This is a genomic window from Alteromonas sp. HB246098 (assembly GCF_054890645.1).
This window is the reverse complement of record NZ_JBTZUG010000008.1, coordinates 100,775-122,497: the sequence shown is the minus strand read 5'-3', so window position 1 is coordinate 122,497 and position 21,723 is coordinate 100,775. Positions and strand designations below refer to the sequence as shown.

The window sequence follows — 21,723 nt, the reverse complement described above, 5'->3', positions numbered from 1 at the left end:
AAAAGGTTTACAATCAACTGAAATCATTACGGCATATTAAAGCGGTGTACTCACACGTGTATCGTTGGTCCTACGCAGTTGGTAGTAATAACAAGAATTCAAGAGGACATTATGCAGGCAATGCCCACACTTAATCTTCGGGAAGGTACGGTTGAACAAAAAAGACAGGAAATAAAGGCGTATTTCCTCGACTCATTCAACACATATGAATCACTTTTCTCTTGCCTAGCGAATGACGAGGTCTATTACGAGCGACCTGAAAAGCTGCGTCATCCGTTAATTTTTTATTTTGGCCACACAGCCACGTTTTTTATCAATAAGCTCGTGCTTTCAAAGGCCATCAACGAGCGTATTAACCCTAAGTTTGAATCGCTCTTCGCTATTGGCGTTGATGAAATGAGTTGGGATGACCTCAATGATGAAAACTACGATTGGCCGCAGGTTGAAGAGGTGCGTCAATATCGAAATCAGGTGCGCACCTTGGTATGTGACCTTATAGATACCATGCCGTTTAGCATGCCTATCGACTGGGACAGCCCAATGTGGCCTTTAGTGATGGGAATAGAGCACGAACGCATTCATTTAGAAACCTCGTCTGTACTTATTAGGCAATTACCTATTTCATCTGTGCGACCTGGTTCAGATTGGCCTGTTTGCCCTACAATGCTCACTAAGCCTGAAGAGCTTGATCACAACGCATTAATTACGGTTCCAGCGCAAACGGTAATTAATGATAAGACTTGGGATAGTGCCTACTACGGCTGGGACAATGAATATGGAACTCAGCAAGAATCTGTAAGCGAGTTTAGTGCATCTAAGTATCTGGTAAGCAATGGCGAGTATTTAGCTTTCGTTAAAGACGGCGGCTATCATAATGCGAAGTATTGGGAAGCCGAAGGCAATAAGTGGCGTGAATATACCCAAGCCCAACTTCCTGTGTTTTGGGTTAAAAAAGGCGATGACTATGTGTATCGCAGTATGCTTGAAGAACACCCACTCCCTTTAGATTGGCCAGTAGACGTTAATTATCATGAAGCAAAAGCCTTTTGTAATTACTTAAGCGAGAAGACTGGGTCGCTTATTCGCTTGCCCACTGAAAATGAGTGGCAAGCGCTGCGTCAGTACGCTGGTGTATCACAACCGATTTACGCCGATGGATTCAACATCGCTCTGCAAAAATATGCATCGAGTGAGCCTGTTAATGTAAATGAGTCAGGCGAGTTTTTTGATGTAGTAGGGAACGTATGGCAGTGGACTGAAACACCTATCTATCCGTTTGAAGGTTTTAAAGTGCACCCTCTGTACGACGACTTTACTACGCCAACGTATGATAACAAGCATAACCTCATTAAAGGTGGTAGCTGGGTATCTACTGGTAACGAGGCAATGAAAGACAGCCGTTACGCATTTAGGCGACATTTCTTTCAGCATGCCGGATTTAGATATGTTCAAGGAAAGCGAGTTATAGCAGTGAACGATTTTGATTATGAAAGCGATACACAAGTGTCGCAATATAGCGAGTTTCACTATGGTGACGAATATTATGGTGTGCCCAATTTCGCTAAAGCCAGTGCTCAGTTTTGTGTTAACAATATGCAAGGACGTGAACATAGCAAAGCATTAGATCTAGGCTGTGCTGTGGGTCGTTCAACGTTTGAACTTGCCAAACACTTCGACCACGTTGATGGCATTGATTTTTCTGCTCGCTTCATTAAAACCGCATTTGATATGCAAGAGCGTGGTGAGATCCGCTACAACCTAATAGAAGAAGGTGAATTAACGTCATTTAAGGCAAGGAAACTATCCGCTTTAGGTTTAGAAGAAAGTGCAGAAAAGGTTACTTTTGCTCAGGGCGATGCGTGTAACTTAAAACCTCAGTATACGGGCTACGACCTTATCTTTATGGGGAATTTAATTGATAGGGTCTATAGCCCTAGGAAAGTACTGGCTGATATGGCAAAACGTTTAAACAAAGGCGGTTTGCTTGTTGTTGCCAGCCCCTTCACATGGCTTGAAGAATACACAGAGAGAAGCGAGTGGTTAGGGGGCTATAAAGATGAAAATGGTGAAACACTGAGTTCTACGCAAGCACTAGAAGATGCGCTAGGTAGCGGCTTTAAGCGCGTTGGCGAGCCCACAGAGCTGCCGTTTGTCATTCGAGAAACCAAACGTAAATATCAGCACACGCTTTCCGAGTTCAACGTATTTGAAAAGGTAAGCGATTAAAGGCTAGATAAAAGACGCTTGTGTCATGCTTTAGGGCCATGCCTTGGTGCCTCGTTTTGGAGCCGCGCTTTGGGTTATAACATTAAACAAAGCGTGGCTTGATATCAGAGGTGGCATGTTGTTTAAATTAGCACCTATACAAATAATAACTGAGAACGCGTTATGCTTATTACAGTGCCAAGAAGCCCTTAGCTCGAGTCAACAGGGAAACTCAAAAGCACAAAATTAGCAGAGCAGGCAAAAGGGCAAAATACTGCCAGAATAGTAAGTAGTGAGTAAGTCGAGGGTGAACGAAGGGCAAAATCAACTCCCAGTGTTCAGCGCATTTGAGCACGAGTTTATGCCTCACAAAGATGTGTGGCAGGCTCCCGCTCACCTGAAACTCGACCAAACTCGGCTAAAGTATTCAGCAATATTGCCTCGCTTTTATAGCACGGTGGCTCAGCAAACATCGGTCATAGATTCTCAGCAAGAGCCTATTGCTATGTGGATAGCCGATATGGATGTACCACCATGCGATTATATTCTAAGTGCAGTTACAAAAAACCTTCGCTCAACATATGGGTATCAGTCTCTTGATATTGGTGAGGCTGTGGCTAAACGTTTTGAACGCAGTTCACCGAAATACAGCCGTTTTGAGGTAAAGAGCAGTGATGTAGTTGATGTGGCCAGTGTTATTGGCGCAATAGACGTAGCGCTTCGAACATTTTGTAAAGCCAGACAGAAGGTGATGGTGTTAACACCGACCTATTCGCCCATAGTCGAAACGGTGAAAAACAATGATTTAGAACCAATATACATACCAGTAGGGCAGCCGGACTTTACCAATGAAGAGAAATATACTGATGTAGCTTGGTCACACACTAGTAATGAGCAAAGTATCGATGATTCGTTTAACGACATAGACCTTGACGCTTTAGACAAATCTGCAGTTGCATTTGTTATCTGTCACCCCAACAACCCTACTGGCACAGTATTAAGCGCTTCAGCACAACGTAAAATCGTGGATTTTTGCGCTTATCACAATATTTTGTTGATCACTGATGAAGTACTCAGTGAATTTGCCTTTAACTCACATAACGAGCCGACCCTTATCCCTATCTTTGGCTGTGAACTTGATAGCGCAGGTTTGAACGAAGCTGAAAAAAGTGAGCAAGATAAACCGATAGATAAAAATATCGGTCACACACCGCGAATTATCCACCTTAATAGTGCTTCTAAGGCCTTCAACCTAGCCAGTGTTCCCGGTGCTTCGTACGCAGTTATTAAAGATCAAAGAACCCGTGATAAATTTTCACAAGCAATTAGTGCCCGGCACCTTAACGCAAGCAATTTGGGCAAAGTTGCTCTTATTGCCGCCTACGAGAATGGCAGCAACTGGTTGGATACGGTTAAAAGTGCGTTAGCCTTTAATAGAAAGCTAGTTGTGCGCTTTTTCAAGCACTACGGCATCAATGTAAGCTATACCATGGGAAGCGCTGGCTACTTCCTCTGGCTAGATCTCGCCTCATTTCCATTGAAGATCTCACAACCAATGGTTTCTATGGAAACGGCAAAAGATTCAATGGGAAAGGAGACTGAACAGTTTCTTCGTTATTCACCTGTTGCAAGTGTGGAACAGTGTATAGAGCGGGGCGTAGTAGGTAACGACGGAGCCCCCTTCGGCGCGCCAAATTATATAAGGCTTAATTTGGCCTGTCATCCCGCGGTTATCGAAACCGCACTGCAGCGTTTGTGCTTTACGTTGTAACTCTTAGTTACTGCTTAACTTGAATTACACGCCAATAAGTTTCTAATCGATCTTTTTACATTCTAAATAGTAGAATAACCAACTCTATAATTCCGCATTTTATTCCTACTAAAAAGAATTAAACTAACTGTATTGTGAATCAAATCAATCAATATAGAAGCTCCTACGTGGCATGTGGAAAGTTAAAAGGTGTTGTAAGAGCAGAAAGGTTTAAGGAATCAAAATGATGTACTTGCGAAAAGCGAACGAAAGAGGAAAAGTTAATTTTGGCTGGCTAGAAAGCCGACACAGTTTTTCATTTGGGCACTATTATGATGCTAAGCACATGGGCTTTTCAGCGTTAAGGGTGATTAATGATGACATTGTTCAAGCAGGTAGAGGCTTTGAGACTCACGGCCATAGAGATATGGAAATAATTTCATATGTAGTGAGCGGTGCTTTGAAACACGAAGACAACACGGGCAATGAGTACGTGGTACCTGCGGGTGATATACAAGTGATGAGTGCGGGTCACGGTATTATGCACTCAGAGTTTAATCCCTCTAGTGAAGAACCTGTGAACTTTCTTCAAATTTGGATTGTGCCAAATGAAAAAGGTGGGGCCCCAGGTTATACCCAGAAAACCTTCGGTAGTAATGCGGGTGGTAATGAAAAGCTGGAGTTGCTCGTAAGTGGTGACGGCAAAGATGGTTCGTTGAAAATTAAACAGAATGCGTCAATAAGTCGCTTGACCTTGAAGGCTCAAGAAGTTTGGCAACGAAATGCTGAAGGGCAAAAAGGGTATCTTCATATCATTTCAGGTGGGGCAAAAGCTTCGGCGAAAAGTGCACGTCAAATAGTTGAACTGGAATCTGGCGATGCTGTTGGGATCTATGAGGACGATAGTATTACGCTCACTGCCTCTCAAGATTTAATTGCCCTTTGGTTTGATTTACCAATTTAATTGGCTAAAGGTAATCTAGATCAATAATTTAGTTTCAATTTGTGTATCTCTACTTCAAGAATCTTTATCTCGTGGTATGATGGCTATGATAAGGTTTTAGGCTGTTAATAGTTATCATTAACGAATATTGACAGTCTTTAACCTAGTTGTTTAGAAAACTGAAGTCAGTGAGATACTAGAGTGATAAAAATAATCCTAGCAGATGACCACGATTTGGTCAGAAGAGGGATACGCCGAATTCTGGAAGACGTAGAAGATTTTACTGTTATCGATGAAGCGAGTAACGGTGAAGATGCGGTACAAATGTGCCGAAAAAATGCGCCAGATGTGGTACTCATGGACGTGAACATGCCCGGTATTGGCGGACTCGAGGCGACAAAGAGAATTGTTCGCATGTCAGAAAATACGCGGGTGATATGTGTTTCAATGCACAAAGAAAGCCCAATACCTATGCAGGTAATGGAAGCGGGGGCGTTTGGATTTCTTACCAAAGACGCAAAGCCAGATGAGGTCATTCTTGCCATTCATAAAGTAGCGGCGGGGCAAATGTATCTCGACAATGAAATGGCCAATAGCATTGCGATAAGTAAGTTATTGCCAAGTTCGGATAATCCATTTGATGAGCTATCGAGTAGAGAACTTACAATAGCCATGAGATTAACCGAAGGTCATAAAGTGCCAGATATTGCTCGAGAACTTAGCATCAATTCAAAAACGGTTAATACCTACCGTTATCGTATGTTCCAAAAATTAGGCGTGACGTCTGACGTAGAGTTAACACACTTAGCCTACCGTCATAAGCTAATCAGTCCTAATACCTTTTAAGCGTCACTAGACGCATAACGTCAAAGTGATTATGTCTGCATTTGATTCAGCAGCATTTCTTAAGAATTTAACCTCTCAACCTGGTGTGTACCGTATGTATAACAGCCAGGAAGAGGTTATTTACGTAGGAAAAGCCAAAAACCTTAAAAAGCGAGTATCAAGTTACTTTCGTACTAACCTTGATAACGCTAAAACTCGTTCGCTAGTTGGCCAGATTGCGAACATGGATGTCACCGTTGTAAATAGTGAGACCGAAGCGTTTCTACTAGAGAACAACTTCATTAAGAAGTATAAGCCACGTTACAACGTGGTAATGCGTGACGACAAATCTTACCCTTTTATCTTTTTATCAGATCACGAACATCCTCGGCTTTCTTTCCATCGCGGCCCTCAAAAGAAAAAGGGCGAATATTTCGGGCCATACCCGAGTGCATGGTCAGTGCGAGAAAGCTTACGCTCTATGCAGCGTATTTTTCCTGTACGTCAATGCGAAGACAGCTATTACCGTGCGCGCAGCAGACCTTGCCTTCAGTATCAGATGCAGCGATGCAGCGCGCCTTGCGTTGAAGGCTATGTGAGCGATGAGGAATATAAAGAACAGGTCAATTTTGCTCGCTTATTCTTAAAAGGTAAAAACCAGCAAGTCATTGGTGGGCTGGTGGACAAAATGGAAAAAGCGAGCGAAGCATTAAACTTTGAGGCCGCGGCGCGTTATCGCGATCAGATAAACGCATTAAGAAAAGTACAAGAGCGACAATGGGTTGCCGGTACCCAAGACGAAATGGATGTGTTTGGCTTCGCGTTCAAAGGCAACATGGCCTGTATCCAGGTTATGTTTATTCGCGAAGGGCAGTTATTAGGCAGTAAAGCGTATTTCCCTAAAGTACCCAATACAGCAGACGAGCAAGAAGTTTTCGAATCTTTCTTCCTACAATTTTATTTAGCTGGCAACAAAGTCATTCCTAAACAAATCGTGTTAAGCAACACACTTAGTGATGAAGATGCTATTGCAGATGTACTTGCCAGTGAAGCAGGGCACAAGGTGCATTTCTTCAAAGGGGCGAGGGAAGAGAAGCGTAAGTATCTTCAGCTTGCCCAATCAAATGCACAAACCGCGTTAGATGCTCAATATAGCCAACAAAAGTCTGTGTTTGCCCGTTATTTAGACTTAGAAGCGGCCCTTGAAGTGGATACCCCTATTCAGCGCATGGAATGTTTTGATATTTCTCACACTTCTGGTCAACAAACAGTGGCGTCCTGCGTGGTATTCAATCGAGAAGGGCCACATAAAAGTGACTACCGTCGCTACAACATTGAAGGCATCACACCTGGAGATGATTATGCGGCTATGGCGCAAGCATTAAAGCGTCGCTATAAGTCCGTTAAAGAAGTGCAGAAAATTCCGGACCTTCTATTAATAGATGGTGGTAAAGGTCAGCTTGCCCAAGCTGAGGCGTTCTTTGAAGACTGGCCTCATGATAAAAAGCCCATGCTTTTAGGTGTAGCAAAGGGCACTACCCGTAAGCCCGGCTTAGAAACCCTGATTTTGGCAGGCAGTCATCAAGTGCTTCCAATGGATAGCCATTCGCCTGGGCTTCACCTTATTCAGCATATTCGCGATGAATCACACCGATTTGCTATCACTGGGCACCGCAACCGCCGTCAGAAAGTGAAAACGACCTCAAGCCTTGAAAGTATTCCTGGTATAGGCGCTAAGCGCAGACAAACGTTGTTGAAGTTTATGGGCGGCTTACAAGGTCTTAAAAAGGCCAGTAAAGATGAAATAGCAAGTGTACCAGGCATAAGCCCAGAACTGGCGGACACTATTTACGACCACCTTCATCAATAAATGACTGAGTAACAAGCAATACATTGCAAATTAAGGTAATGTGTTGTGAAAATGCAAGAAGCTGAGTTAAAAGCTACTGCGCTAAAACGCCCATAGAGGCATAACACCGAGATGTAATTTTTATGTGGACTGTTCCAAACTGTATTACTTTATTTCGAGTAATCCTTATACCTGTTTTTGTGGTTGTTTATTTTCTTGATTGGCGCTGGGCGCACGAGGCAGGGGCCTTTATCTTTTGGCTGGCAGCCATTACCGACTGGTTTGATGGTTATTTAGCTAGAAAACTTCAGCAATCTACACCCTTTGGCGCCTTCTTAGACCCAGTAGCAGATAAACTTATCGTTGGTGCCGCGCTTCTTATGATCACACATAGTTATGCAAACCTTTGGATAACTTTGCCATCCATTGCGCTTTTAGTGCGTGAAATTTATGTATCGGCACTACGAGAATGGATGGGGTCAAACGGCGTAAGAGACGCTGTTAAAGTGTCTTTTATAGGTAAAGCTAAAACAACTGCTCAAATGTTAGCCTTAATTGGATTACTTTCAGGGTTAGAAACTTTTATGGGCGTAACAATTTATTGGGTTTCTTTAGGTTATATCCTTTTATATTTCTCTGCAGTGCTGTCAATTTGGTCAATGTTTGTTTATACAAAAGCGGCGTGGCCACACCTTCGAAGTGGCGCAGCAAAGTAGAATTGATCGCGGTTTAATCAAAGTGAATAAAAAAATAGCAAACGATCATAAAAAACCGCATTTATCTCAATTTAAACGCTTTTTTGTGTTGACAGTTTTGAATGGGTAGGTAGAATGCACCCCACATTTCGAGAGGACATCAACCAAACGAAATGGTCGATTAAGACATGCGGGAATAGCTCAGTTGGTAGAGCACGACCTTGCCAAGGTCGGGGTCGCGAGTTCGAATCTCGTTTCCCGCTCCAATCTCTCAGAGATAAGTTTTAATCACGCGCCAGACGCATCTGGCGGAATGGCAGAATGGCTATGCAGCGGATTGCAAATCCGTCTATCTCGGTTCGACTCCGGGTTCCGCCTCCAAACGCTGCAACGCAGCATCAGGTTCTACGCCTGACACCTTTGCTGAAAAGCAACCCGATGCCCGGGTGGTGAAATTGGTAGACACAAGGGATTTAAAATCCCTCGCTGGTAACAGCGTGCCGGTTCAAGTCCGGCCCCGGGCACCACTATTTTTCCTTATAAATCAACAACTTACATGACTTTTAAATTTTCATGGGTCGCTGTTGGGTCTTTTTGGAACATTTGCGATACCGTCTTAGCCATATCAGGCATCTCAGAATCCATCCATCGACCATAATGTTTTTCAAACATTTGGATCGAAGTATGACCCATTTCTCTCATGATCCATCTTTCGGCAACTCCCTTAGTTAAAAGTTGACTAGCGAAAGTATGGCGAGCTTGATTTGGTCCTCGATAACGAATACCTATCTTTTTGAGAAATGACTCAAAGAATCGTTCTGATACCCTTGCACTATTTATATACGGTTCTTGTGTGAACGTATCCGTAAATATAAAAGTGAGTTTTTCTTTCTTCTTCTTTCTATTATCAGCTTGGGTAACTTCAACAGTTACTGGTCGCTGCATAAAAGTGAGTTCTTTTTGTTTTTGTAATACCTCCCATGCTTGGTCGAGTAGGTGAACAGTTCTCACACTACCTTTGGTTTTGGGTACTTTATAATGACCGCGTACAACACTTCGTTTTACTTTCAGTTCTTGTTTCTGGAAATCAATATCTTCCCAAGCGAGGGACAACCACTCAGAAATACGTAAACCAGACCAACAAGCAAAGACGAACGCATTACGTTCTGATACTCGATTGGTTTCTGCTTTAGTAATAATTTGAAGCTCTGACATTGAGAACGGATCAGCATTGTCTTCTGAATCGCGCTCTAAGTTCTTCACATGGTCTAGTGGATTGAAGTCAACAACCCTATCTGCCATTGCATCCTTATATACACCTCTAAGCGGTGTAAGAATGTCATTGATAGTTTTGTTAGTTAGATGGCCTAAATCACGAACACGCCATGTTTTGATTTCAGACTGTAAGAGTGAATCAAGTGTCCTTGAACCAAACTTAGGACGAATGTAGTTTTCCGCACTACTGTTATAGTTACTAAATGTCTTAGGCGTAACGGTTGGCTTTATCATAGCAAGCCAAGTATCTAATGCTTCATCCACTGTCGGTATATGTTGTACCGGTGAAAACAAATCTGCTCTTTTAGAACCAGGAAATTGTTTTCGGTAGTCAAACGTACCTTTGCTTATCTCTACTAAGATGCCTTCACGTAAACGCTTTACGTATTCTAGATTGGCTTTAGTAAGTTTAATGTTTTTGATCGTTTCGCGGCACTTAACGCCTTTGTAGTGAAACTGAATACGAAAGGAGTTCCCATGAATAGAAACCCCTTTAACTTCTTTTACTAAATCATGCAGCTGACTCATCAATATCCTCAAACAACTGGTCAATTCGCTCGTAGTGATACATAACTGTACCATGCACTTTTTTCCAGTGAATACCTTCGATTAGCTTGCCGCGAATCTTTCGTTTATCTAATGCGCCAACGGTAATGCCTTTTAAATTTTCAATAACAATAGGCTTAACCCAGCCTAGACGAATGTATGTAGGTTGCATAAAATTACGCTCCTGTTATTTATGTTGAGGGTTATACATGAGTAATAAAAAAGAAGGATACAGACGGTTATCTGTTATCTTCACATGGATTATTGGTCTATTAGGTATGTGCTGGTACATCGGGCTACATATAGTTCTTTCGTTAGAAGGAACACTCGATAAGATTTTAGAGAGTGAATACGCAGCAGCTTGGATAGGTGTACCGCTAATAGGAGTGTTTATTCTTACAATGTTACCTAAAGCAATTTACCAAATGTGGCTTTATACACATGAAGGGTTTAACAAGGAAGTATCGGAATAAATACAAAAACACCGCCTAATAAGGCGGTGTTTGTTTGTGAATTACTTCATTAACTTAACTAATTCAACAAGACGTTTTAATTCAGATTTTTGCTTATCAGTTAAGGTATGGTCATCATAATACTTACTACCGTGATACCTAATTATTGCTGAATCAGCAAATGCCATTTTCTCTGACATTTCGGTACTTTCATTGTCTAGTGACTCTACAGACCACTCCCATATTGTCCCAGATGAATGATCTCGCTCGAAATCTACTTTACCGCTTGTCCACTTGTCTCCATCAGCAGAGGTTGTAAAGCTCTTAACAAATAGCCAGTCATCAGCTTTATAAAAAGCTTTCATGAAAGGATAAGCTTTACCATCTTCGACAACTATATTGACTGAAAGATATGAACCGCGATTGTTGTACGGCATACCTGATATTCTTGTTCTGCCTGAAAAGGAGTCAAAATCGACTTTTAAGGTCGTAAGTAACTCTGCAATCGCAACTTTATTCTTTGGGAATTGATTTGCGATTTTTCGGATAGTTTTTATTTCATCCGTTGAGTAACTATGATCTTTTTGACTACTCACCGTTAAATTGTCACGCTGTAATTCACTATAACCAGTAATCATGACTGATGCCCCGTCAATGATAGGTTCTGGTTTGAAATTTGCGATCTCATCATGTTTATCTTTCGACATGAAGTAGCCGCCAACGTGCTTATATTTTTCAGAAGAAACGAGATAAACAGTCTCACCTGTTTCTAGGACCGCTTCTCGTACAACGTTTTTAGATAAGTCTTTAAATGGTTCTCGGTCTGTGTAATAGCCTTTTTTGCCAACGTATTTATCGTAATCTAACTTATTCAAAAGGCACTCTGTAGACACTGACCTCTTGGGCATTTTGTAACACACATCACGATAATGGTATTGTTGTAATTTTTCGCTTATTTCGTCAAAAACAAACTCTTCACGACCTTGAGGGTCATAGACAAACTCTTTCTTGTCTACAGTTTTAGTAACTGGCTTATTTGTCACAGGTGAACTAGTAGAGGTCGCCGGAGTAGAGCCGCAACCAGCAAGCGCTACAGCTAAGGCTGAAACTATAAGAATCTTTTTCATAAAGTCCTTTCCATGTTAGTTAAAAGCTTCTCATATACTTAAGTATAAGAAGAATTCTAATGTTATCGTGTTTTTAAGACTAAATCGCCATATTTAGGGCTGTTGTTTTAACTTCCTTTAAACCAATCTGACGACAATACAGTCTAAAGAATCACCTTCTTTGATTTCTCTTTCATCTATGTAGAGTGATTCGTCTTGTTGCTCTATATCGATGTAAGCGCCATTAGGCAACTCTATTAAGCAGCTGTCACCGCTTTGCTTTATACCTAAATCTGACAGCTTTAAATGTGTGACCATATAAAATCCATATACGAAAAAAGCCACTTATAAAGGTGGCTTTTGGGATGAAAATTTAAAGGCAGTGACACGCCTTACGGCTTCGTGGTGGTTAGTCACATGGCTAGTGTCATCGCCATTTATAGTAGAAGGCTAAGCCTTCCAACTATGAGGGTCATTTTATTCAGTAAGTGCTTTCCAGCTATGCGGAAAGAGAGGGGCAATGATTCGGTCTACTTCTTTAGCAAGTAGTTGAATCTCGCCTTGTGCGTCCGATGCTGAACGCTTCTTATAGAAGTTGGCAAATGATACCAAATTTCCAGTCCAAATCCAGTTCACAACAGCACCTTGTGGTAGAGCAAATCTAGCTTGTTCTTCACATACACCACGCGCCAAAAGCGACTTATAAAAGTCTACTCCATCACTGGTAAACTTCTCGTATGCTTGTTGCAGATTATACTGTTCATCACCAACAAACGGTTCGGCTGAACCTTGTTTTTTGTTGTCAGCTGCTTTACGGAACAGAGGTACATAAATCTCTGGCTCAGAGCTTATATAACGTCTGGATTCTTCGTTTTCAACCATTCCTATCTTGTGCTTAAAACACTGTGTACGAATGGGTACAGGCGCACCCATACGCAATTTAATTGCTGTATGAGCGAAGGGAGTCCAGTGATCATGTTTTGCCAGGTATTTAATCAGGCGAACATCTTTTTCCCGTAGCACTTTAGGCGTATCAAAGAAGCTTTTAGAGAAGCCATTAGGCAGTTCTTCTTCAACCTCATTACCATCTTCGTCTAAGTAAACATAGGTAGACGTTTTATCAAAACTAACACGGGCTGCATTAACAACTGCAAGATCATCGCCCATGTGATCAATGTATTGTGCTTTCATTCTTTTCTCTCAAAGGTGTTAGCAATAACAAAAGGATAAGGTGTGTTGACGGAGCGCTCTTTTTGAACCAGCTTTCCATTCACATCACGCTCAAAAATGATTTTACGAATGCCTTTTTCATAAAAGATATTGTTCAAACCAAGATAGTCTTCTCGATTGAACGTACCTCTTAGGCCCATGATTACCGCTGTATCGTGAGTGGGGTACATGACGTTGAAGGTATGTCGGCTAGTTCTCCATACCTCAACTTGAGGCTGTACTTCGTAACTAACGTGCTTAACTTCTAAGGTCATCGTACACACCTTCTATCAAGTCTTTGTATTGATCGATAGGAACAAGAGCCCATTTGGGTACTCGGTTATGGCTTATTACCCAAACCTCGTCTTCTTGTTCTGGTGTTATCCCTTGTTTAAGGGAAGCAAAGGGAACAACTGGTGCGTTGATACCCATTCGAGGAATATCGCGGATGCGATACTCATTTAACTTCGCATAAACGGTTTGTTCGTTGATACCAAGGACTTCTGCCATTTCTTGTGGTGTGTAACATTCAATCCACATTTGGGTTAGTCCATCTTTAATTTGGGCTTCTCTGATTTCGCTGCCACTAGGCAAATTCCAACGTTTCCTGCGACTCCATATAGTGTCTTTGGTTACATTGAAGATATGAGCGATTTCAGCGTCTGACTTACCATCGTAAATAAGTTTTTCTACTTCTGGTTTGTCGCTATCAAAAGGGGGTTTACGTAAATAAGGGAGAGGGTCAATTCTGTTCATAGTGGGTATGTTTGAGGATATGTGTGGAACAGAAGTAACCCTGCTCCACAAAACGGAGAAGGGGTTAGCGCATATTCTGAGCGCGTTTCAGTTTTTCGTAGTCTTCACTACAAAATTCGTCACAAAACAAACGAGGATGCTCAACTTCCTCTAGGCAGTAATAACACTTACCCGTTGGGTTCAGTTCACGTTGTTTTGTTCTAATGTTATTGATTTGGTGCTGTAACATCTCTTCTTGAAAATGAGATGAACGGTCAATTGGATCAGCAAATGCTATTTCTTCAATGGTAAAACCTTCTTCTATCGCAAGCTGATTAACAATACTTGCAGCAAAGTTTTTACCTGAACCTTTCTTACCCGCAAAGCCAATGATTACTGGAGTGCGAATAGATTTACTCATTAACCTACAGCTCCGAAGTTTAGTGATACAGCACGAATGTCATCCTCATCTTCGTCCACCGTATCGATAACTTTGTATCCAGATTCAGAATACGAACTTGGAGTTAGGGCCACATAATCAATTTCATCAACCATAATGGCTTGTTGTGTACCGCATCTGTCTCCAAAGCTAACGTTTGAAACAACAGGTAAATCATCGTCAAAGCTTTCTAAAACTTCACGTAACTCTTTTACTGTTAGACATTCAAATGGAAAATCTTGCATGTGTGTTCCTTTATGAAAGCAGCCTAAGCTGCTTTCTTAGTGATTAGGTTATTAACTCGAAGAAGCGCATCAGAAGGCATCAGCGTTGTTGTAGCGCTTGTTTTTGGGTAATAAGATTCAAATACTGGAGTGAACTCACTTAGCTTCTTGTACGTTGATACAGCGCACAAAACAGCCCACATAACGTCTGCTAAGTTAATGATTTCATAGAACAATACTTTTGCTTCTTCAATCAAATCGCTCACTATCGAAACTGGGTAGTTTGGTGTTCCGTAAAATTCAGTTTTAGGAATGTAAAAATCTAACGATGCAGAAAATGAAAGTTCAAACAGCGTTTCATCTCATGGTGCGATAAAGCATTGTGATGCTCTCTGTGGCACATCGTTTCGTTCAATGCGTACATTGGACGTTAAACGAAGGAAACTGTGTTCAGTAACATGTGCCTGATCGCCTATTTTAGTAATCCCATCTTTAGCTATTCGCTTTTGGGTTTCTTTTACTAAGTCTTGAGCCAAATTGGTTTCAGGCAGTTTTCGTAGTTCGTTCTGAATACGCTCTTTAATGCGCCCTTGTAGCCTGTCTACTTGGCTTTTGAACTTGTCATTCAATGCGGCCTTTAGCATTTCTTTTCGGGCTTTTACAGAAATCTTGGTACTCATAGTTATTTCTCCGTAAAAATGAAAAAGCCTACGCTGCGGTAGGCTTTTTAAGTTTGTTAAGTTGATTGGAAATGAGTTCTAGTTGACGTTCAAACCGTTCAACTAGTTCTCGGTGAACGTCTATTGGTTCACCCATAACTTGTTCGTAGATTACTTCATATTCAAATTGTGTATACGTGGCCTCAAACATGCCACGTATCTCTTTCTCAGTAAGTTTTAGTTCATTACCAAAGTCAGTAACCACGGTGTAATAACCTTCGGTTGCTTCTGTGATAATGGCGTTACAACTCGACCTGTATAAAGAGGAACAAGTTTAAGACCTGGTTTAAGAACCAAGGGTAGGGGTGTTGCTAATGAACTCATAGCTTACTTTTTAGTGGTTGCACGTTTACGTCTTCTTCGCTTCGGTTTGTATCCGTAGAGTTTTCGTTCTTCTAACGCCATCCACACGGCCACAAACACACGATTGAAGCGGAATACTTCATGTGGCTGTTGCATGTTTACGCTGCTTCTTGTTTAGCGATTTCAGTTACAGTTACTTGACGAACTTCGATAGGAAGAAAGCCTTTTGATTTAGCGAACTCAAGAAATTCTTCACTTTCAAATACAGTGGCTTCTTGAAGTTCATCAGTCAGTTCATGAATTCGGGTTACTTCACCAACTAGTGTCGGTAGAGCTTTACCAATTCCGAACAAGCCTTCTTTATTCTTAAGTACATACTGCATATTTAATGTCTCTTTATTTAAGGGTTTGATTATCATGGTGAAAAGCACATAAAGCGCTTTAGTGGATATGTCTGGTTTTTGTGACAAACAATATAATTTTGGTTAAACAGAATGGTTGTAGACATATCCCTAAAACGCTCTAGGAGAGTTTTAGCCAGCTGTGCCTTGAGTTACGGAGAAAACTCGGCTGGACGATTTATTTAAGTCAGTTCGTTACCTGACTGGCACTACTATGAGGTGTTCTGTGGTTAGTGAGGTTTATTCGTATCGTTTCCTCGAAAGGCTTCACCAATTGACATAAAGATATTTAAGATGATGCCTACGATAAACATGACTAAACCTATTACCCAAGGTAGAGCAACTAAACACGCTACAACGGCAAGGGCAATATAAACGTAATCCATAAAACCCATGCGTAAATCTCTTTTTTATTAACTTGAATAGTGCGCTGCATCGGGAATTGAACCCACAGTGCGCCTACACTTAGAAGAGGAATTACGGTATCCGTCTAGCAATACTACCTAGCAGGTAACAATCTGGCATAGTCTTAGTCGCTCGACATCGACGCCGAGCTAACTAAGTTCATGAAAACAAGTCATCACATACTCGAACGCATTAAGATCATCAGGTCTAACGGTTTCGGTGAGGCTGTAGAGCAATGCACTTTATCTTGCTCCCGTACCGATTCGGCCTAAAATCCAGCTTTTTTGTATCAGTCAGCTATTCGTCAGACGCTATTGAAATGTAATTCACGATTACACGAAGAAAAGGGTCGCGTTAACTGGCCAGTGTCTTAGTTAATCTTAGTGAAAGACTCTTCGTGAAAAGAAAGTGGTTGACAAGGCGGTATAGTTGCGATATTGCTTATATAGCAAGGAAGTTTAACCCATAAATAAAAAGGAAATACAACAATGAATATAATTAATTTTAATCGAATGTTTGCAGTGCTTTTTTGCATCACTCTTGCTCTGTTCGTTTGATTCAACCGCAGGGGCTAGTAAAGTTCTTCTGTGTAACGGATGTAGCCAAAACGATATGCGAAATATGGCCTTTAGCCAATCGACAATCGAGCACATTTCGACGTTCTACTTTGTAGACTTTGAAAATGAGTCCGTATCTGGCTATTATCTCTTTAACGACATAGAATTTGGAAGCCGTTGGGTCAGCTCTTTTAATCCTTCATCATACATTGATTCGACATTCAATGAGTTTGTAAGAGCGCGTAAAGATGTTTCTGAAAGTTTTATAGACGTTTCGCCAGTCTCAAGTGGTACAAGCCAAAACAAGGTATTTTCATCGTCTCAAAGCCCTCACCCAAAAGAGAGCGCTTCTACAACGAATGATATTAAAGTTTGTACGAATACCAGCGAAATGTACGCTTATATCACAACGTCTTATTTAAGAAGTCAGGGCTACTCTAGAGCGATTCTTCAAAGCCCAACAATGCAAACATTCCGAAATACTTGGAATAGATTAGTTAGTGCATTTAATGCTGAAATAAGTGTGGGTGTTATCTCTGCGGCTGTCGTTACGATACCTACCCGTGTGACATGGGAAGGAGCAGGTTCGGCTGCTGTAGTTGCAAATCCTCATGCTGACACTTTTGACATTGTAGACGGGAGCGTCATGGACTGTAATGGTAACGTTATCCCTACACAAGAGAGCGGTCTTGGCGGCAATTTCGTTTTTGGATCATTCGAAGAAGGTCAAAATTTCCAAAGCTACGTTAACTTAGTTTTTGGCACCACAACAGAACTTACATATACCCACTGCGCACTTTCATTCCAAACTACCTGCTCCAGAAAAAGTGACGGCGAATACGAGTGTAAATTAATTGTCCCAAGATGCTTAAGATAAAAAATTATGACCGAAGTTTATTCACCTAATATAATTCCCACGCTGGTACCTATATTATTAACAGTAACAGTGCTTTGTATACACGTTAGTGTAGCTATCAATTTATTCAAATATAGTAAGGTATATTTCGTTGAAGAAAAACATCATTTACTCTTTATTCACTCTCATTTATGGCTACTTATCGGGTTGCTTATAGGAGTTGTCGCAAGTGTTTTAGTGTCGTTTATATTAGCTATTCAACGTAGATGAATTCATCAGTAAATATTATACGATAGATGTCAATAAGCCTCTTTTTAGTTATTAAAGAGGCTTTTTTTAATTCCACAATAAATGCAACTTCTCTTCAGCTTCTCTTAGTAAGACAGCTCAAAAGTGTTAGGGAAGCTGCTACTTTGCTATTAGTTACCTCCCTCCTTAGCAAAGAGAACACTACACTGTAGCTAGCTTATGAATTAAACGAGAAGATTACCAGACGCTTACAATCTCAGTGTCACTTATGCAGCAAATTAAAATAACCGCACTAGTCACTTGTAAAACACCTTCCGAACATTTTACGAAGTTGAGGATTGACTAGTGCGGCTTTTTAGAGAGGATAAAAAAACGCTCCGTTAAGAATCAGAGCGTAATTTTTTAGCTAGTTATAGGACCGATATCTTGAGCTGATTATTCACTTTGTGAGGCCGATACCAAAAAGTCTTTAGCTTTTTGAATCGCTAATGTTTCTATCTCCGAAAGCTTATAGTCTTTGCTTTTTAGCGATACTTTCACATCACATGACTTTTGAGTACCAAGCTCATCTTTTTCCGTTTCTCTGATAGAAACTGTTACCCAAAAAAAGTCTGAATCTGGAAACTGTGTTATGTTCGATATGGTAAATTTCATAGTCACTCCATTGAATTAAAGATTATTGATGTTCATTGAAAAGGCATTACTTCTCTAGTTCTTTCCATTCTTGTACTTTATTGCTTGCGGTAAAAAAGTCAGGATTGTCATACTTCGATTGAGCGAACTTCTCAACTTCGTTATAGCTAACATTTTTGAATTTACAACGATTGAAATAAGCCTTCAGCTTAGTGTAATGACGCTTTTTAGCACGATCTGACTGCGCAATAACCCAGTACAGTATGTCAGTGAAAGCTTGTAGGTGGCGGCCTTCTATTCTGAGAACATTGGCCATGTCTTCGTGAACCGAAGAATCAAGAGCTAGAGTTTGTTTTAATGTAAAACCGCATCTTTTAGCATGCTTTAAGTAGTAATCTTTTTGTATGTGGAAGTTACGCCATGCTAGATCAAAGTTTTTTTCTTTTATTGCGGCTTTTGCGTCATGCTTTGCTTTGGCTGCTTTTCCTAGATAATCATGTTCGATAAACATAAAATTCCTTTTTCTATTGTTCTGAACGTTTAGCTTGTTCAATTAACTCTTCAATTTGACGCTTGGATTCGAACGGTTCTTCAAGAAAAGTAATGAATAAAAGTTTATTCCCAGTGCCGGAAAGTACCAACTTACCTGCACCTGAAAGCTTCTCTAATATGTTTTGGTGAAGATTTACAGATTCTACTTCTACTAATCTCAACTCATTACTTTTTGTTGAAAAAATCCCTTCTTTCGACACTATTCTTCTGTCCGTTATTCCACGTTCTGAGTTTTTTATATCAAAATAATGGTACGTACTGTATATCAAAGCACTAATTGTCATGGTAATACCGAGCGGTAATAAATCACTTCCAGAAGCAGCGCCGATTGACACGATCAAAAGTGAAAATAGCACTAATGAAATTGGTTGTAACCAAATCAACCAATGAAAATCAAAAGTGTGACAAACTTCTTCATTGCTAGAGAGGGAATTAGAGATAAATGACATTTTTTACTTCCATGTTGAAGGCTTAATAAGCAGCCCTGACTTCTAGATTGCTATATCCAGCTCTTTCCAATCAGTCTACGCTTTACTAACTCAATCGATGTATCTTCCGTTATTTAAAATTTTACGTCAACAAGACGAACATCTTGCAAAGTGATATAGAAGGATATAAATATTAGCAATTGAGAGGTGTCTGAAGACATAGCATCTTTCAATTATTGATTAACGAAGACGCATTTCCGCGTCATTAACATGACCACTTCCCGATAACAGATACAGCTACATTTTCTGCCAAATCTAGTAACTTCGATTAGTACGTTAATTAATTTTGCGATTACTTTGACAATAATAATTCTCCCAAATAGATTCAGGCAACATTGCCAGAAAAAGCCGCAAGGCTTTGTGTAGAGGGATAGGGGTGTAGGTTTCGTTTTTAACGAAAATACGGTAGTAATACACTCATACTAAATTATGAAAATTTTCAAAAAGTTGCGGTATATTATTTGATCAGGAAATTCACTATGAGGGGAGTGAAATGGAGTTCGATGCAAAGACCTTTATCATGGGGTTACTTACAGGCTTAACTTTTGGGTTAGGCATAGTTGATTTAGTCGATAAAGACTTATCAGAAATAATGTCTGGTATGGGTTCTATAGTTGCGGGATTAGGTGCTTTGTTTACTGCTTATATCGCATTCATGGTTTATAAACGATGGCAGATACAGCACAACTACAATATGATTAATAACGCTTTGGACTCATTCAATGATTTACTTATTGAATATGAAAAGTACGCTATGGAGTCTTTTAGGAATTGCTACTACGGACGAGATTCAGACTTTGAAGAATTTTTTGAATTTGAGAAAAAAGTTACTTTCGTTTCTAGGAAAATCGTAGCACTTTTACCCGAACACCTTTTACCTCAGTGGAAAAGATTCTTTAAAGACCCTGTCATAGATTATGAGCAAGAAGTAGCACCTATTCTTTTTGAAGCTGCATATTCCGAAACAGTTAATAAAGAGGACTATTACTGGTTAAAAGCCAAGTTAAATATCGTTTTTGGTAAGGCTCATATTAATGTTATAGAGATGACCAGCGTAATACCAACAGTATTCAAATAACTAGATACCTTGTGCTAAAGTAATACTCATAGCCAAGCGCAACGCTTGGCTTTAAGGCTTAACCCTAAGCCTACGCAATACTTTCAATTTCCTTCAACATTTCCTTTCTTATAACTTATCTCACCATGACTCAACTAACAGATGATGAGATCAAATCTGCTTTGCTCAAGCATCTAAGAAACCGAATGAAGAGGAGTTAATAATGGGGCTTTTACATACAGTTAGAGTTAATTTTATCATCCAAAGATTCGCGACCAGATTGTGAGAATCGATAGACACTTATAGGCACATCTGAGCTTCGTACTTTCTAAGAGTTAAGCGCACATATGCTTCTGGTATTTATTTTGCCCACCAGTTCAAGTCTGGCTTCCCGTTTCTACTAACTATAAAACTTTGTTATTCACGCTCTTTTACTTCGATTTACTATGGTAAAATCCGTAAAAATCTTTGGCAAAGACGTACTATTTTGAATTCTGTTATGTCACTTCGTTTAGACGAGCTATCTCGTGCTGAACGTCCATTTCACGCCCGTGGTAGCAAAGTAATTCGCTGTGATGAATGTTTGCTTCCAACGCAAAACTGTATTTGTGAATTTAAGCCTGAAGCTGGCACAGATGTGGCGGTTTTGTTTTTAATGTACAAAGGCGAATACTATAAACCTACCAATACGGGTCGTTTGATAGCGGATGTGGTTAAAGACAACCACGCGTTTTTATGGAAACGAACTGAACCTGATGAAGCGTTACTCGAACTGCTAAGCGACGACAAATACTTTCCCATTGTGGTATTTCCACACGAATATGCTGCAGCTGAACGCTGTATTGACGCTCCACCATTGAATACAGGGAAAACGTTACTATTTATTTTCTTGGATGGAACCTGGCGTGAAGCAAAGAAGATGTTTGTAAAAAGCCCATACTTACATAATTTTCCTGTGTTGGGCGTTAGCATGGAAGTGGCTTCAGACTATTTGCTTAGAGAGTCTACCCATGATTTCCAACATTGCACGGCAGAGGTAGGTATTAGCGTTTTAGCACTTGCTGAACAAAAGCAAGGGGCTCAAACGCTAGCGCATTATTTTAGTGTGTTCAGGCGGGAATACTTAAAAGGTAAGCCCCATTTACAGCATAAACTCGCGTTTGCAGAGTCGCACGTTAAAGACAACATCTAAAAAGTGTCACTTTTATTTGCGAAAGTATTGTTTTACATCCACTATTTTATATTAAAGA

28 protein-coding genes and 3 tRNA genes are annotated in these 21,723 nt (G+C 40.5%); 13 read left to right on the top strand and 18 right to left on the bottom strand.

Annotated features, from left to right (window positions below):
* The first annotated feature begins 111 nt into the window (after positions 1 to 111).
* From ovoA to ACYTPF_RS16220, 9 genes are all read left to right on the top strand, one after another.
* On the top strand, positions 112 to 2,226 hold the full coding sequence (gene ovoA / locus ACYTPF_RS16260) for a 5-histidylcysteine sulfoxide synthase (RefSeq protein WP_461852945.1): 2,115 nt from the start codon (positions 112 to 114) through the stop codon (positions 2,224 to 2,226).
* Positions 2,227 to 2,566: 340 nt separating this feature from the next.
* Positions 2,567 to 3,976 carry an aminotransferase class I/II-fold pyridoxal phosphate-dependent enzyme gene (locus ACYTPF_RS16255; protein ID WP_461852944.1) on the top strand — a complete coding sequence of 470 codons (1,410 nt, stop codon included), beginning with the start codon at positions 2,567 to 2,569 and terminating at the stop codon, positions 3,974 to 3,976.
* Positions 3,977 to 4,199: 223 nt separating this feature from the next.
* On the top strand, positions 4,200 to 4,919 hold the full coding sequence (locus tag ACYTPF_RS16250) for a pirin family protein (protein ID WP_461852943.1): 720 nt from the start codon (positions 4,200 to 4,202) through the stop codon (positions 4,917 to 4,919).
* Between the two features lie 180 nt (positions 4,920 to 5,099).
* Positions 5,100 to 5,744, top strand: coding sequence for a UvrY/SirA/GacA family response regulator transcription factor (uvrY, locus tag ACYTPF_RS16245; RefSeq protein ID WP_269917018.1), 645 nt, complete (start codon positions 5,100 to 5,102; stop codon positions 5,742 to 5,744).
* A 31-nt stretch (positions 5,745 to 5,775) separates the two neighbouring features.
* On the top strand, positions 5,776 to 7,593 hold the full coding sequence (gene uvrC / locus ACYTPF_RS16240) for an excinuclease ABC subunit UvrC (protein ID WP_461852942.1): 1,818 nt from the start codon (positions 5,776 to 5,778) through the stop codon (positions 7,591 to 7,593).
* A 122-nt stretch (positions 7,594 to 7,715) separates the two neighbouring features.
* Positions 7,716 to 8,288: a CDP-diacylglycerol--glycerol-3-phosphate 3-phosphatidyltransferase gene (pgsA, locus tag ACYTPF_RS16235; protein ID WP_179983518.1), complete on the top strand. Its 573-nt coding sequence runs from the start codon at positions 7,716 to 7,718 to the stop codon at positions 8,286 to 8,288.
* A 169-nt stretch (positions 8,289 to 8,457) separates the two neighbouring features.
* Positions 8,458 to 8,533 (top strand) — tRNA-Gly (locus ACYTPF_RS16230).
* A 41-nt stretch (positions 8,534 to 8,574) separates the two neighbouring features.
* A tRNA-Cys gene (locus tag ACYTPF_RS16225) sits at positions 8,575 to 8,648 on the top strand.
* A gap of 59 nt (positions 8,649 to 8,707) precedes the next feature.
* Positions 8,708 to 8,794 (top strand) — tRNA-Leu (locus tag ACYTPF_RS16220).
* A gap of 25 nt (positions 8,795 to 8,819) precedes the next feature.
* On the opposite strand, the gene ACYTPF_RS16215 is transcribed toward ACYTPF_RS16220, so the two are convergent.
* Together ACYTPF_RS16215 and ACYTPF_RS16210 are read right to left on the bottom strand one after the other, a co-directional pair.
* Positions 8,820 to 10,070, bottom strand: a complete 1,251-nt coding sequence (locus ACYTPF_RS16215; protein ID WP_461852941.1) for a tyrosine-type recombinase/integrase — start codon at positions 10,068 to 10,070, stop codon at positions 8,820 to 8,822.
* Positions 10,054 to 10,260 carry a hypothetical protein gene (locus tag ACYTPF_RS16210; RefSeq protein WP_461852940.1) on the bottom strand — a complete coding sequence of 69 codons (207 nt, stop codon included), beginning with the start codon at positions 10,258 to 10,260 and terminating at the stop codon, positions 10,054 to 10,056. The genes ACYTPF_RS16215 and ACYTPF_RS16210 overlap by 17 nt, the downstream gene beginning before the upstream one ends.
* 37 nt (positions 10,261 to 10,297) lie before the next feature.
* Between ACYTPF_RS16210 and ACYTPF_RS16205 the strand changes: the two genes are divergently transcribed.
* Positions 10,298 to 10,561, top strand: coding sequence for a hypothetical protein (locus ACYTPF_RS16205; RefSeq protein ID WP_461852939.1), 264 nt, complete (start codon positions 10,298 to 10,300; stop codon positions 10,559 to 10,561).
* A gap of 41 nt (positions 10,562 to 10,602) precedes the next feature.
* Here the strand turns inward: ACYTPF_RS16205 and ACYTPF_RS16200 are convergent, their stop codons facing one another.
* The 13 genes from ACYTPF_RS16200 to ACYTPF_RS16140 form a co-directional block, all read right to left on the bottom strand.
* Complete coding sequence (locus tag ACYTPF_RS16200) at positions 10,603 to 11,667, bottom strand: putative periplasmic lipoprotein (RefSeq protein ID WP_461852938.1); 1,065 nt, start codon at positions 11,665 to 11,667, stop codon at positions 10,603 to 10,605.
* A gap of 117 nt (positions 11,668 to 11,784) precedes the next feature.
* On the bottom strand, positions 11,785 to 11,964 hold the full coding sequence (locus ACYTPF_RS16195; RefSeq protein ID WP_461852937.1) for a hypothetical protein: 180 nt from the start codon (positions 11,962 to 11,964) through the stop codon (positions 11,785 to 11,787).
* A 159-nt stretch (positions 11,965 to 12,123) separates the two neighbouring features.
* Positions 12,124 to 12,837, bottom strand: a complete 714-nt coding sequence (thyX, locus tag ACYTPF_RS16190) for an FAD-dependent thymidylate synthase (RefSeq protein ID WP_461852936.1) — start codon at positions 12,835 to 12,837, stop codon at positions 12,124 to 12,126.
* On the bottom strand, positions 12,834 to 13,130 hold the full coding sequence (locus tag ACYTPF_RS16185; protein ID WP_461852935.1) for a hypothetical protein: 297 nt from the start codon (positions 13,128 to 13,130) through the stop codon (positions 12,834 to 12,836). The genes thyX and ACYTPF_RS16185 overlap by 4 nt, the downstream gene beginning before the upstream one ends.
* Positions 13,114 to 13,611, bottom strand: a complete 498-nt coding sequence (locus tag ACYTPF_RS16180; RefSeq protein WP_461852934.1) for a helix-turn-helix domain-containing protein — start codon at positions 13,609 to 13,611, stop codon at positions 13,114 to 13,116. The genes ACYTPF_RS16185 and ACYTPF_RS16180 overlap by 17 nt, the downstream gene beginning before the upstream one ends.
* A gap of 64 nt (positions 13,612 to 13,675) precedes the next feature.
* Positions 13,676 to 14,011, bottom strand: coding sequence for a hypothetical protein (locus ACYTPF_RS16175; protein ID WP_461852933.1), 336 nt, complete (start codon positions 14,009 to 14,011; stop codon positions 13,676 to 13,678).
* Entirely contained in the window at positions 14,011 to 14,274 is a 264-nt protein-coding gene (locus tag ACYTPF_RS16170; protein WP_461852932.1) for a hypothetical protein, read from the bottom strand. Before ACYTPF_RS16170 ends, ACYTPF_RS16175 begins: the two co-directional genes overlap by 1 nt.
* A 23-nt stretch (positions 14,275 to 14,297) precedes the next feature.
* Positions 14,298 to 14,519: a hypothetical protein gene (locus tag ACYTPF_RS16165; RefSeq protein WP_461852931.1), complete on the bottom strand. Its 222-nt coding sequence runs from the start codon at positions 14,517 to 14,519 to the stop codon at positions 14,298 to 14,300.
* 96 nt (positions 14,520 to 14,615) lie between these two features.
* Positions 14,616 to 14,933 (bottom strand): hypothetical protein, encoded by a 318-nt coding sequence (locus ACYTPF_RS16160; protein WP_461852930.1) that lies wholly within the window; start codon positions 14,931 to 14,933, stop codon positions 14,616 to 14,618.
* A gap of 28 nt (positions 14,934 to 14,961) precedes the next feature.
* The gene (locus tag ACYTPF_RS16155) at positions 14,962 to 15,177 is read right to left on the bottom strand and encodes a hypothetical protein (protein ID WP_461852929.1); all 216 of its coding nucleotides are present in this window, start codon (positions 15,175 to 15,177) and stop codon (positions 14,962 to 14,964) included.
* A gap of 122 nt (positions 15,178 to 15,299) precedes the next feature.
* On the bottom strand, positions 15,300 to 15,431 hold the full coding sequence (locus ACYTPF_RS16150) for a hypothetical protein (protein ID WP_461852928.1): 132 nt from the start codon (positions 15,429 to 15,431) through the stop codon (positions 15,300 to 15,302).
* Positions 15,432 to 15,433: 2 nt separating this feature from the next.
* Positions 15,434 to 15,658, bottom strand: coding sequence for a hypothetical protein (locus ACYTPF_RS16145; protein WP_461852927.1), 225 nt, complete (start codon positions 15,656 to 15,658; stop codon positions 15,434 to 15,436).
* Positions 15,659 to 15,906: 248 nt separating this feature from the next.
* Positions 15,907 to 16,071 (bottom strand): hypothetical protein, encoded by a 165-nt coding sequence (locus ACYTPF_RS16140; protein ID WP_461852926.1) that lies wholly within the window; start codon positions 16,069 to 16,071, stop codon positions 15,907 to 15,909.
* A 622-nt stretch (positions 16,072 to 16,693) separates the two neighbouring features.
* Between ACYTPF_RS16140 and ACYTPF_RS16135 the strand changes: the two genes are divergently transcribed.
* On the top strand, positions 16,694 to 17,515 hold the full coding sequence (locus ACYTPF_RS16135) for a hypothetical protein (RefSeq protein ID WP_461852925.1): 822 nt from the start codon (positions 16,694 to 16,696) through the stop codon (positions 17,513 to 17,515).
* Between the two features lie 663 nt (positions 17,516 to 18,178).
* On the opposite strand, the gene ACYTPF_RS16130 is transcribed toward ACYTPF_RS16135, so the two are convergent.
* The 3 genes from ACYTPF_RS16130 to ACYTPF_RS16120 are packed head-to-tail and all read right to left on the bottom strand — an operon-like array spanning position 18,179 to position 19,377.
* Complete coding sequence (locus ACYTPF_RS16130; RefSeq protein WP_461852924.1) at positions 18,179 to 18,397, bottom strand: hypothetical protein; 219 nt, start codon at positions 18,395 to 18,397, stop codon at positions 18,179 to 18,181.
* Between the two features lie 46 nt (positions 18,398 to 18,443).
* Positions 18,444 to 18,887 (bottom strand): hypothetical protein, encoded by a 444-nt coding sequence (locus ACYTPF_RS16125; protein ID WP_461852923.1) that lies wholly within the window; start codon positions 18,885 to 18,887, stop codon positions 18,444 to 18,446.
* Positions 18,888 to 18,900: 13 nt separating this feature from the next.
* Complete coding sequence (locus tag ACYTPF_RS16120) at positions 18,901 to 19,377, bottom strand: PH domain-containing protein (protein ID WP_461852922.1); 477 nt, start codon at positions 19,375 to 19,377, stop codon at positions 18,901 to 18,903.
* Positions 19,378 to 19,909: 532 nt separating this feature from the next.
* Between ACYTPF_RS16120 and ACYTPF_RS16115 the strand changes: the two genes are divergently transcribed.
* The gene (locus ACYTPF_RS16115) at positions 19,910 to 20,494 is read left to right on the top strand and encodes a hypothetical protein (RefSeq protein ID WP_461852921.1); all 585 of its coding nucleotides are present in this window, start codon (positions 19,910 to 19,912) and stop codon (positions 20,492 to 20,494) included.
* 478 nt (positions 20,495 to 20,972) lie between these two features.
* Positions 20,973 to 21,665: a tRNA-uridine aminocarboxypropyltransferase gene (locus tag ACYTPF_RS16110; protein WP_461852996.1), complete on the top strand. Its 693-nt coding sequence runs from the start codon at positions 20,973 to 20,975 to the stop codon at positions 21,663 to 21,665.
* Positions 21,666 to 21,723: the final 58 nt, after the last annotated feature.

What these genes read in the sequence shown, in the direction of transcription:
- thyX (WP_461852936.1), bottom strand. Translation starts at nt 12,837, where the DNA reads ATGAAAGCACAATACATTGATCACATGGGCGATGATCTTGCAGTTGTT.
- ACYTPF_RS16250 (WP_461852943.1), top strand. Translation starts at nt 4,200, where the DNA reads ATGATGTACTTGCGAAAAGCGAACGAAAGAGGAAAAGTTAATTTTGGC.
- ACYTPF_RS16180 (WP_461852934.1), bottom strand. Translation starts at nt 13,611, where the DNA reads ATGAACAGAATTGACCCTCTCCCTTATTTACGTAAACCCCCTTTTGAT.
- ACYTPF_RS16130 (WP_461852924.1), bottom strand. Translation starts at nt 18,397, where the DNA reads ATGAAATTTACCATATCGAACATAACACAGTTTCCAGATTCAGACTTT.
- ACYTPF_RS16125 (WP_461852923.1), bottom strand. Translation starts at nt 18,887, where the DNA reads ATGTTTATCGAACATGATTATCTAGGAAAAGCAGCCAAAGCAAAGCAT.
- ACYTPF_RS16160 (WP_461852930.1), bottom strand. Translation starts at nt 14,933, where the DNA reads ATGAGTACCAAGATTTCTGTAAAAGCCCGAAAAGAAATGCTAAAGGCC.
- ACYTPF_RS16215 (WP_461852941.1), bottom strand. Translation starts at nt 10,070, where the DNA reads ATGAGTCAGCTGCATGATTTAGTAAAAGAAGTTAAAGGGGTTTCTATT.
- ACYTPF_RS16150 (WP_461852928.1), bottom strand. Translation starts at nt 15,431, where the DNA reads ATGCAACAGCCACATGAAGTATTCCGCTTCAATCGTGTGTTTGTGGCC.
- ACYTPF_RS16135 (WP_461852925.1), top strand. Translation starts at nt 16,694, where the DNA reads ATGCGAAATATGGCCTTTAGCCAATCGACAATCGAGCACATTTCGACG.
- ACYTPF_RS16200 (WP_461852938.1), bottom strand. Translation starts at nt 11,667, where the DNA reads ATGAAAAAGATTCTTATAGTTTCAGCCTTAGCTGTAGCGCTTGCTGGT.
- uvrC (WP_461852942.1), top strand. Translation starts at nt 5,776, where the DNA reads ATGTCTGCATTTGATTCAGCAGCATTTCTTAAGAATTTAACCTCTCAA.
- ACYTPF_RS16255 (WP_461852944.1), top strand. Translation starts at nt 2,567, where the DNA reads ATGCCTCACAAAGATGTGTGGCAGGCTCCCGCTCACCTGAAACTCGAC.
- ACYTPF_RS16115 (WP_461852921.1), top strand. Translation starts at nt 19,910, where the DNA reads ATGGAGTTCGATGCAAAGACCTTTATCATGGGGTTACTTACAGGCTTA.
- ACYTPF_RS16145 (WP_461852927.1), bottom strand. Translation starts at nt 15,658, where the DNA reads ATGCAGTATGTACTTAAGAATAAAGAAGGCTTGTTCGGAATTGGTAAA.
- ACYTPF_RS16185 (WP_461852935.1), bottom strand. Translation starts at nt 13,130, where the DNA reads ATGACCTTAGAAGTTAAGCACGTTAGTTACGAAGTACAGCCTCAAGTT.
- ovoA (WP_461852945.1), top strand. Translation starts at nt 112, where the DNA reads ATGCAGGCAATGCCCACACTTAATCTTCGGGAAGGTACGGTTGAACAA.
- ACYTPF_RS16195 (WP_461852937.1), bottom strand. Translation starts at nt 11,964, where the DNA reads ATGGTCACACATTTAAAGCTGTCAGATTTAGGTATAAAGCAAAGCGGT.
- ACYTPF_RS16175 (WP_461852933.1), bottom strand. Translation starts at nt 14,011, where the DNA reads ATGAGTAAATCTATTCGCACTCCAGTAATCATTGGCTTTGCGGGTAAG.
- ACYTPF_RS16120 (WP_461852922.1), bottom strand. Translation starts at nt 19,377, where the DNA reads ATGTCATTTATCTCTAATTCCCTCTCTAGCAATGAAGAAGTTTGTCAC.
- pgsA (WP_179983518.1), top strand. Translation starts at nt 7,716, where the DNA reads ATGTGGACTGTTCCAAACTGTATTACTTTATTTCGAGTAATCCTTATA.
- ACYTPF_RS16205 (WP_461852939.1), top strand. Translation starts at nt 10,298, where the DNA reads ATGAGTAATAAAAAAGAAGGATACAGACGGTTATCTGTTATCTTCACA.
- ACYTPF_RS16140 (WP_461852926.1), bottom strand. Translation starts at nt 16,071, where the DNA reads ATGGGTTTTATGGATTACGTTTATATTGCCCTTGCCGTTGTAGCGTGT.
- ACYTPF_RS16210 (WP_461852940.1), bottom strand. Translation starts at nt 10,260, where the DNA reads ATGCAACCTACATACATTCGTCTAGGCTGGGTTAAGCCTATTGTTATT.
- ACYTPF_RS16170 (WP_461852932.1), bottom strand. Translation starts at nt 14,274, where the DNA reads ATGCAAGATTTTCCATTTGAATGTCTAACAGTAAAAGAGTTACGTGAA.
- ACYTPF_RS16110 (WP_461852996.1), top strand. Translation starts at nt 20,973, where the DNA reads ATGTCACTTCGTTTAGACGAGCTATCTCGTGCTGAACGTCCATTTCAC.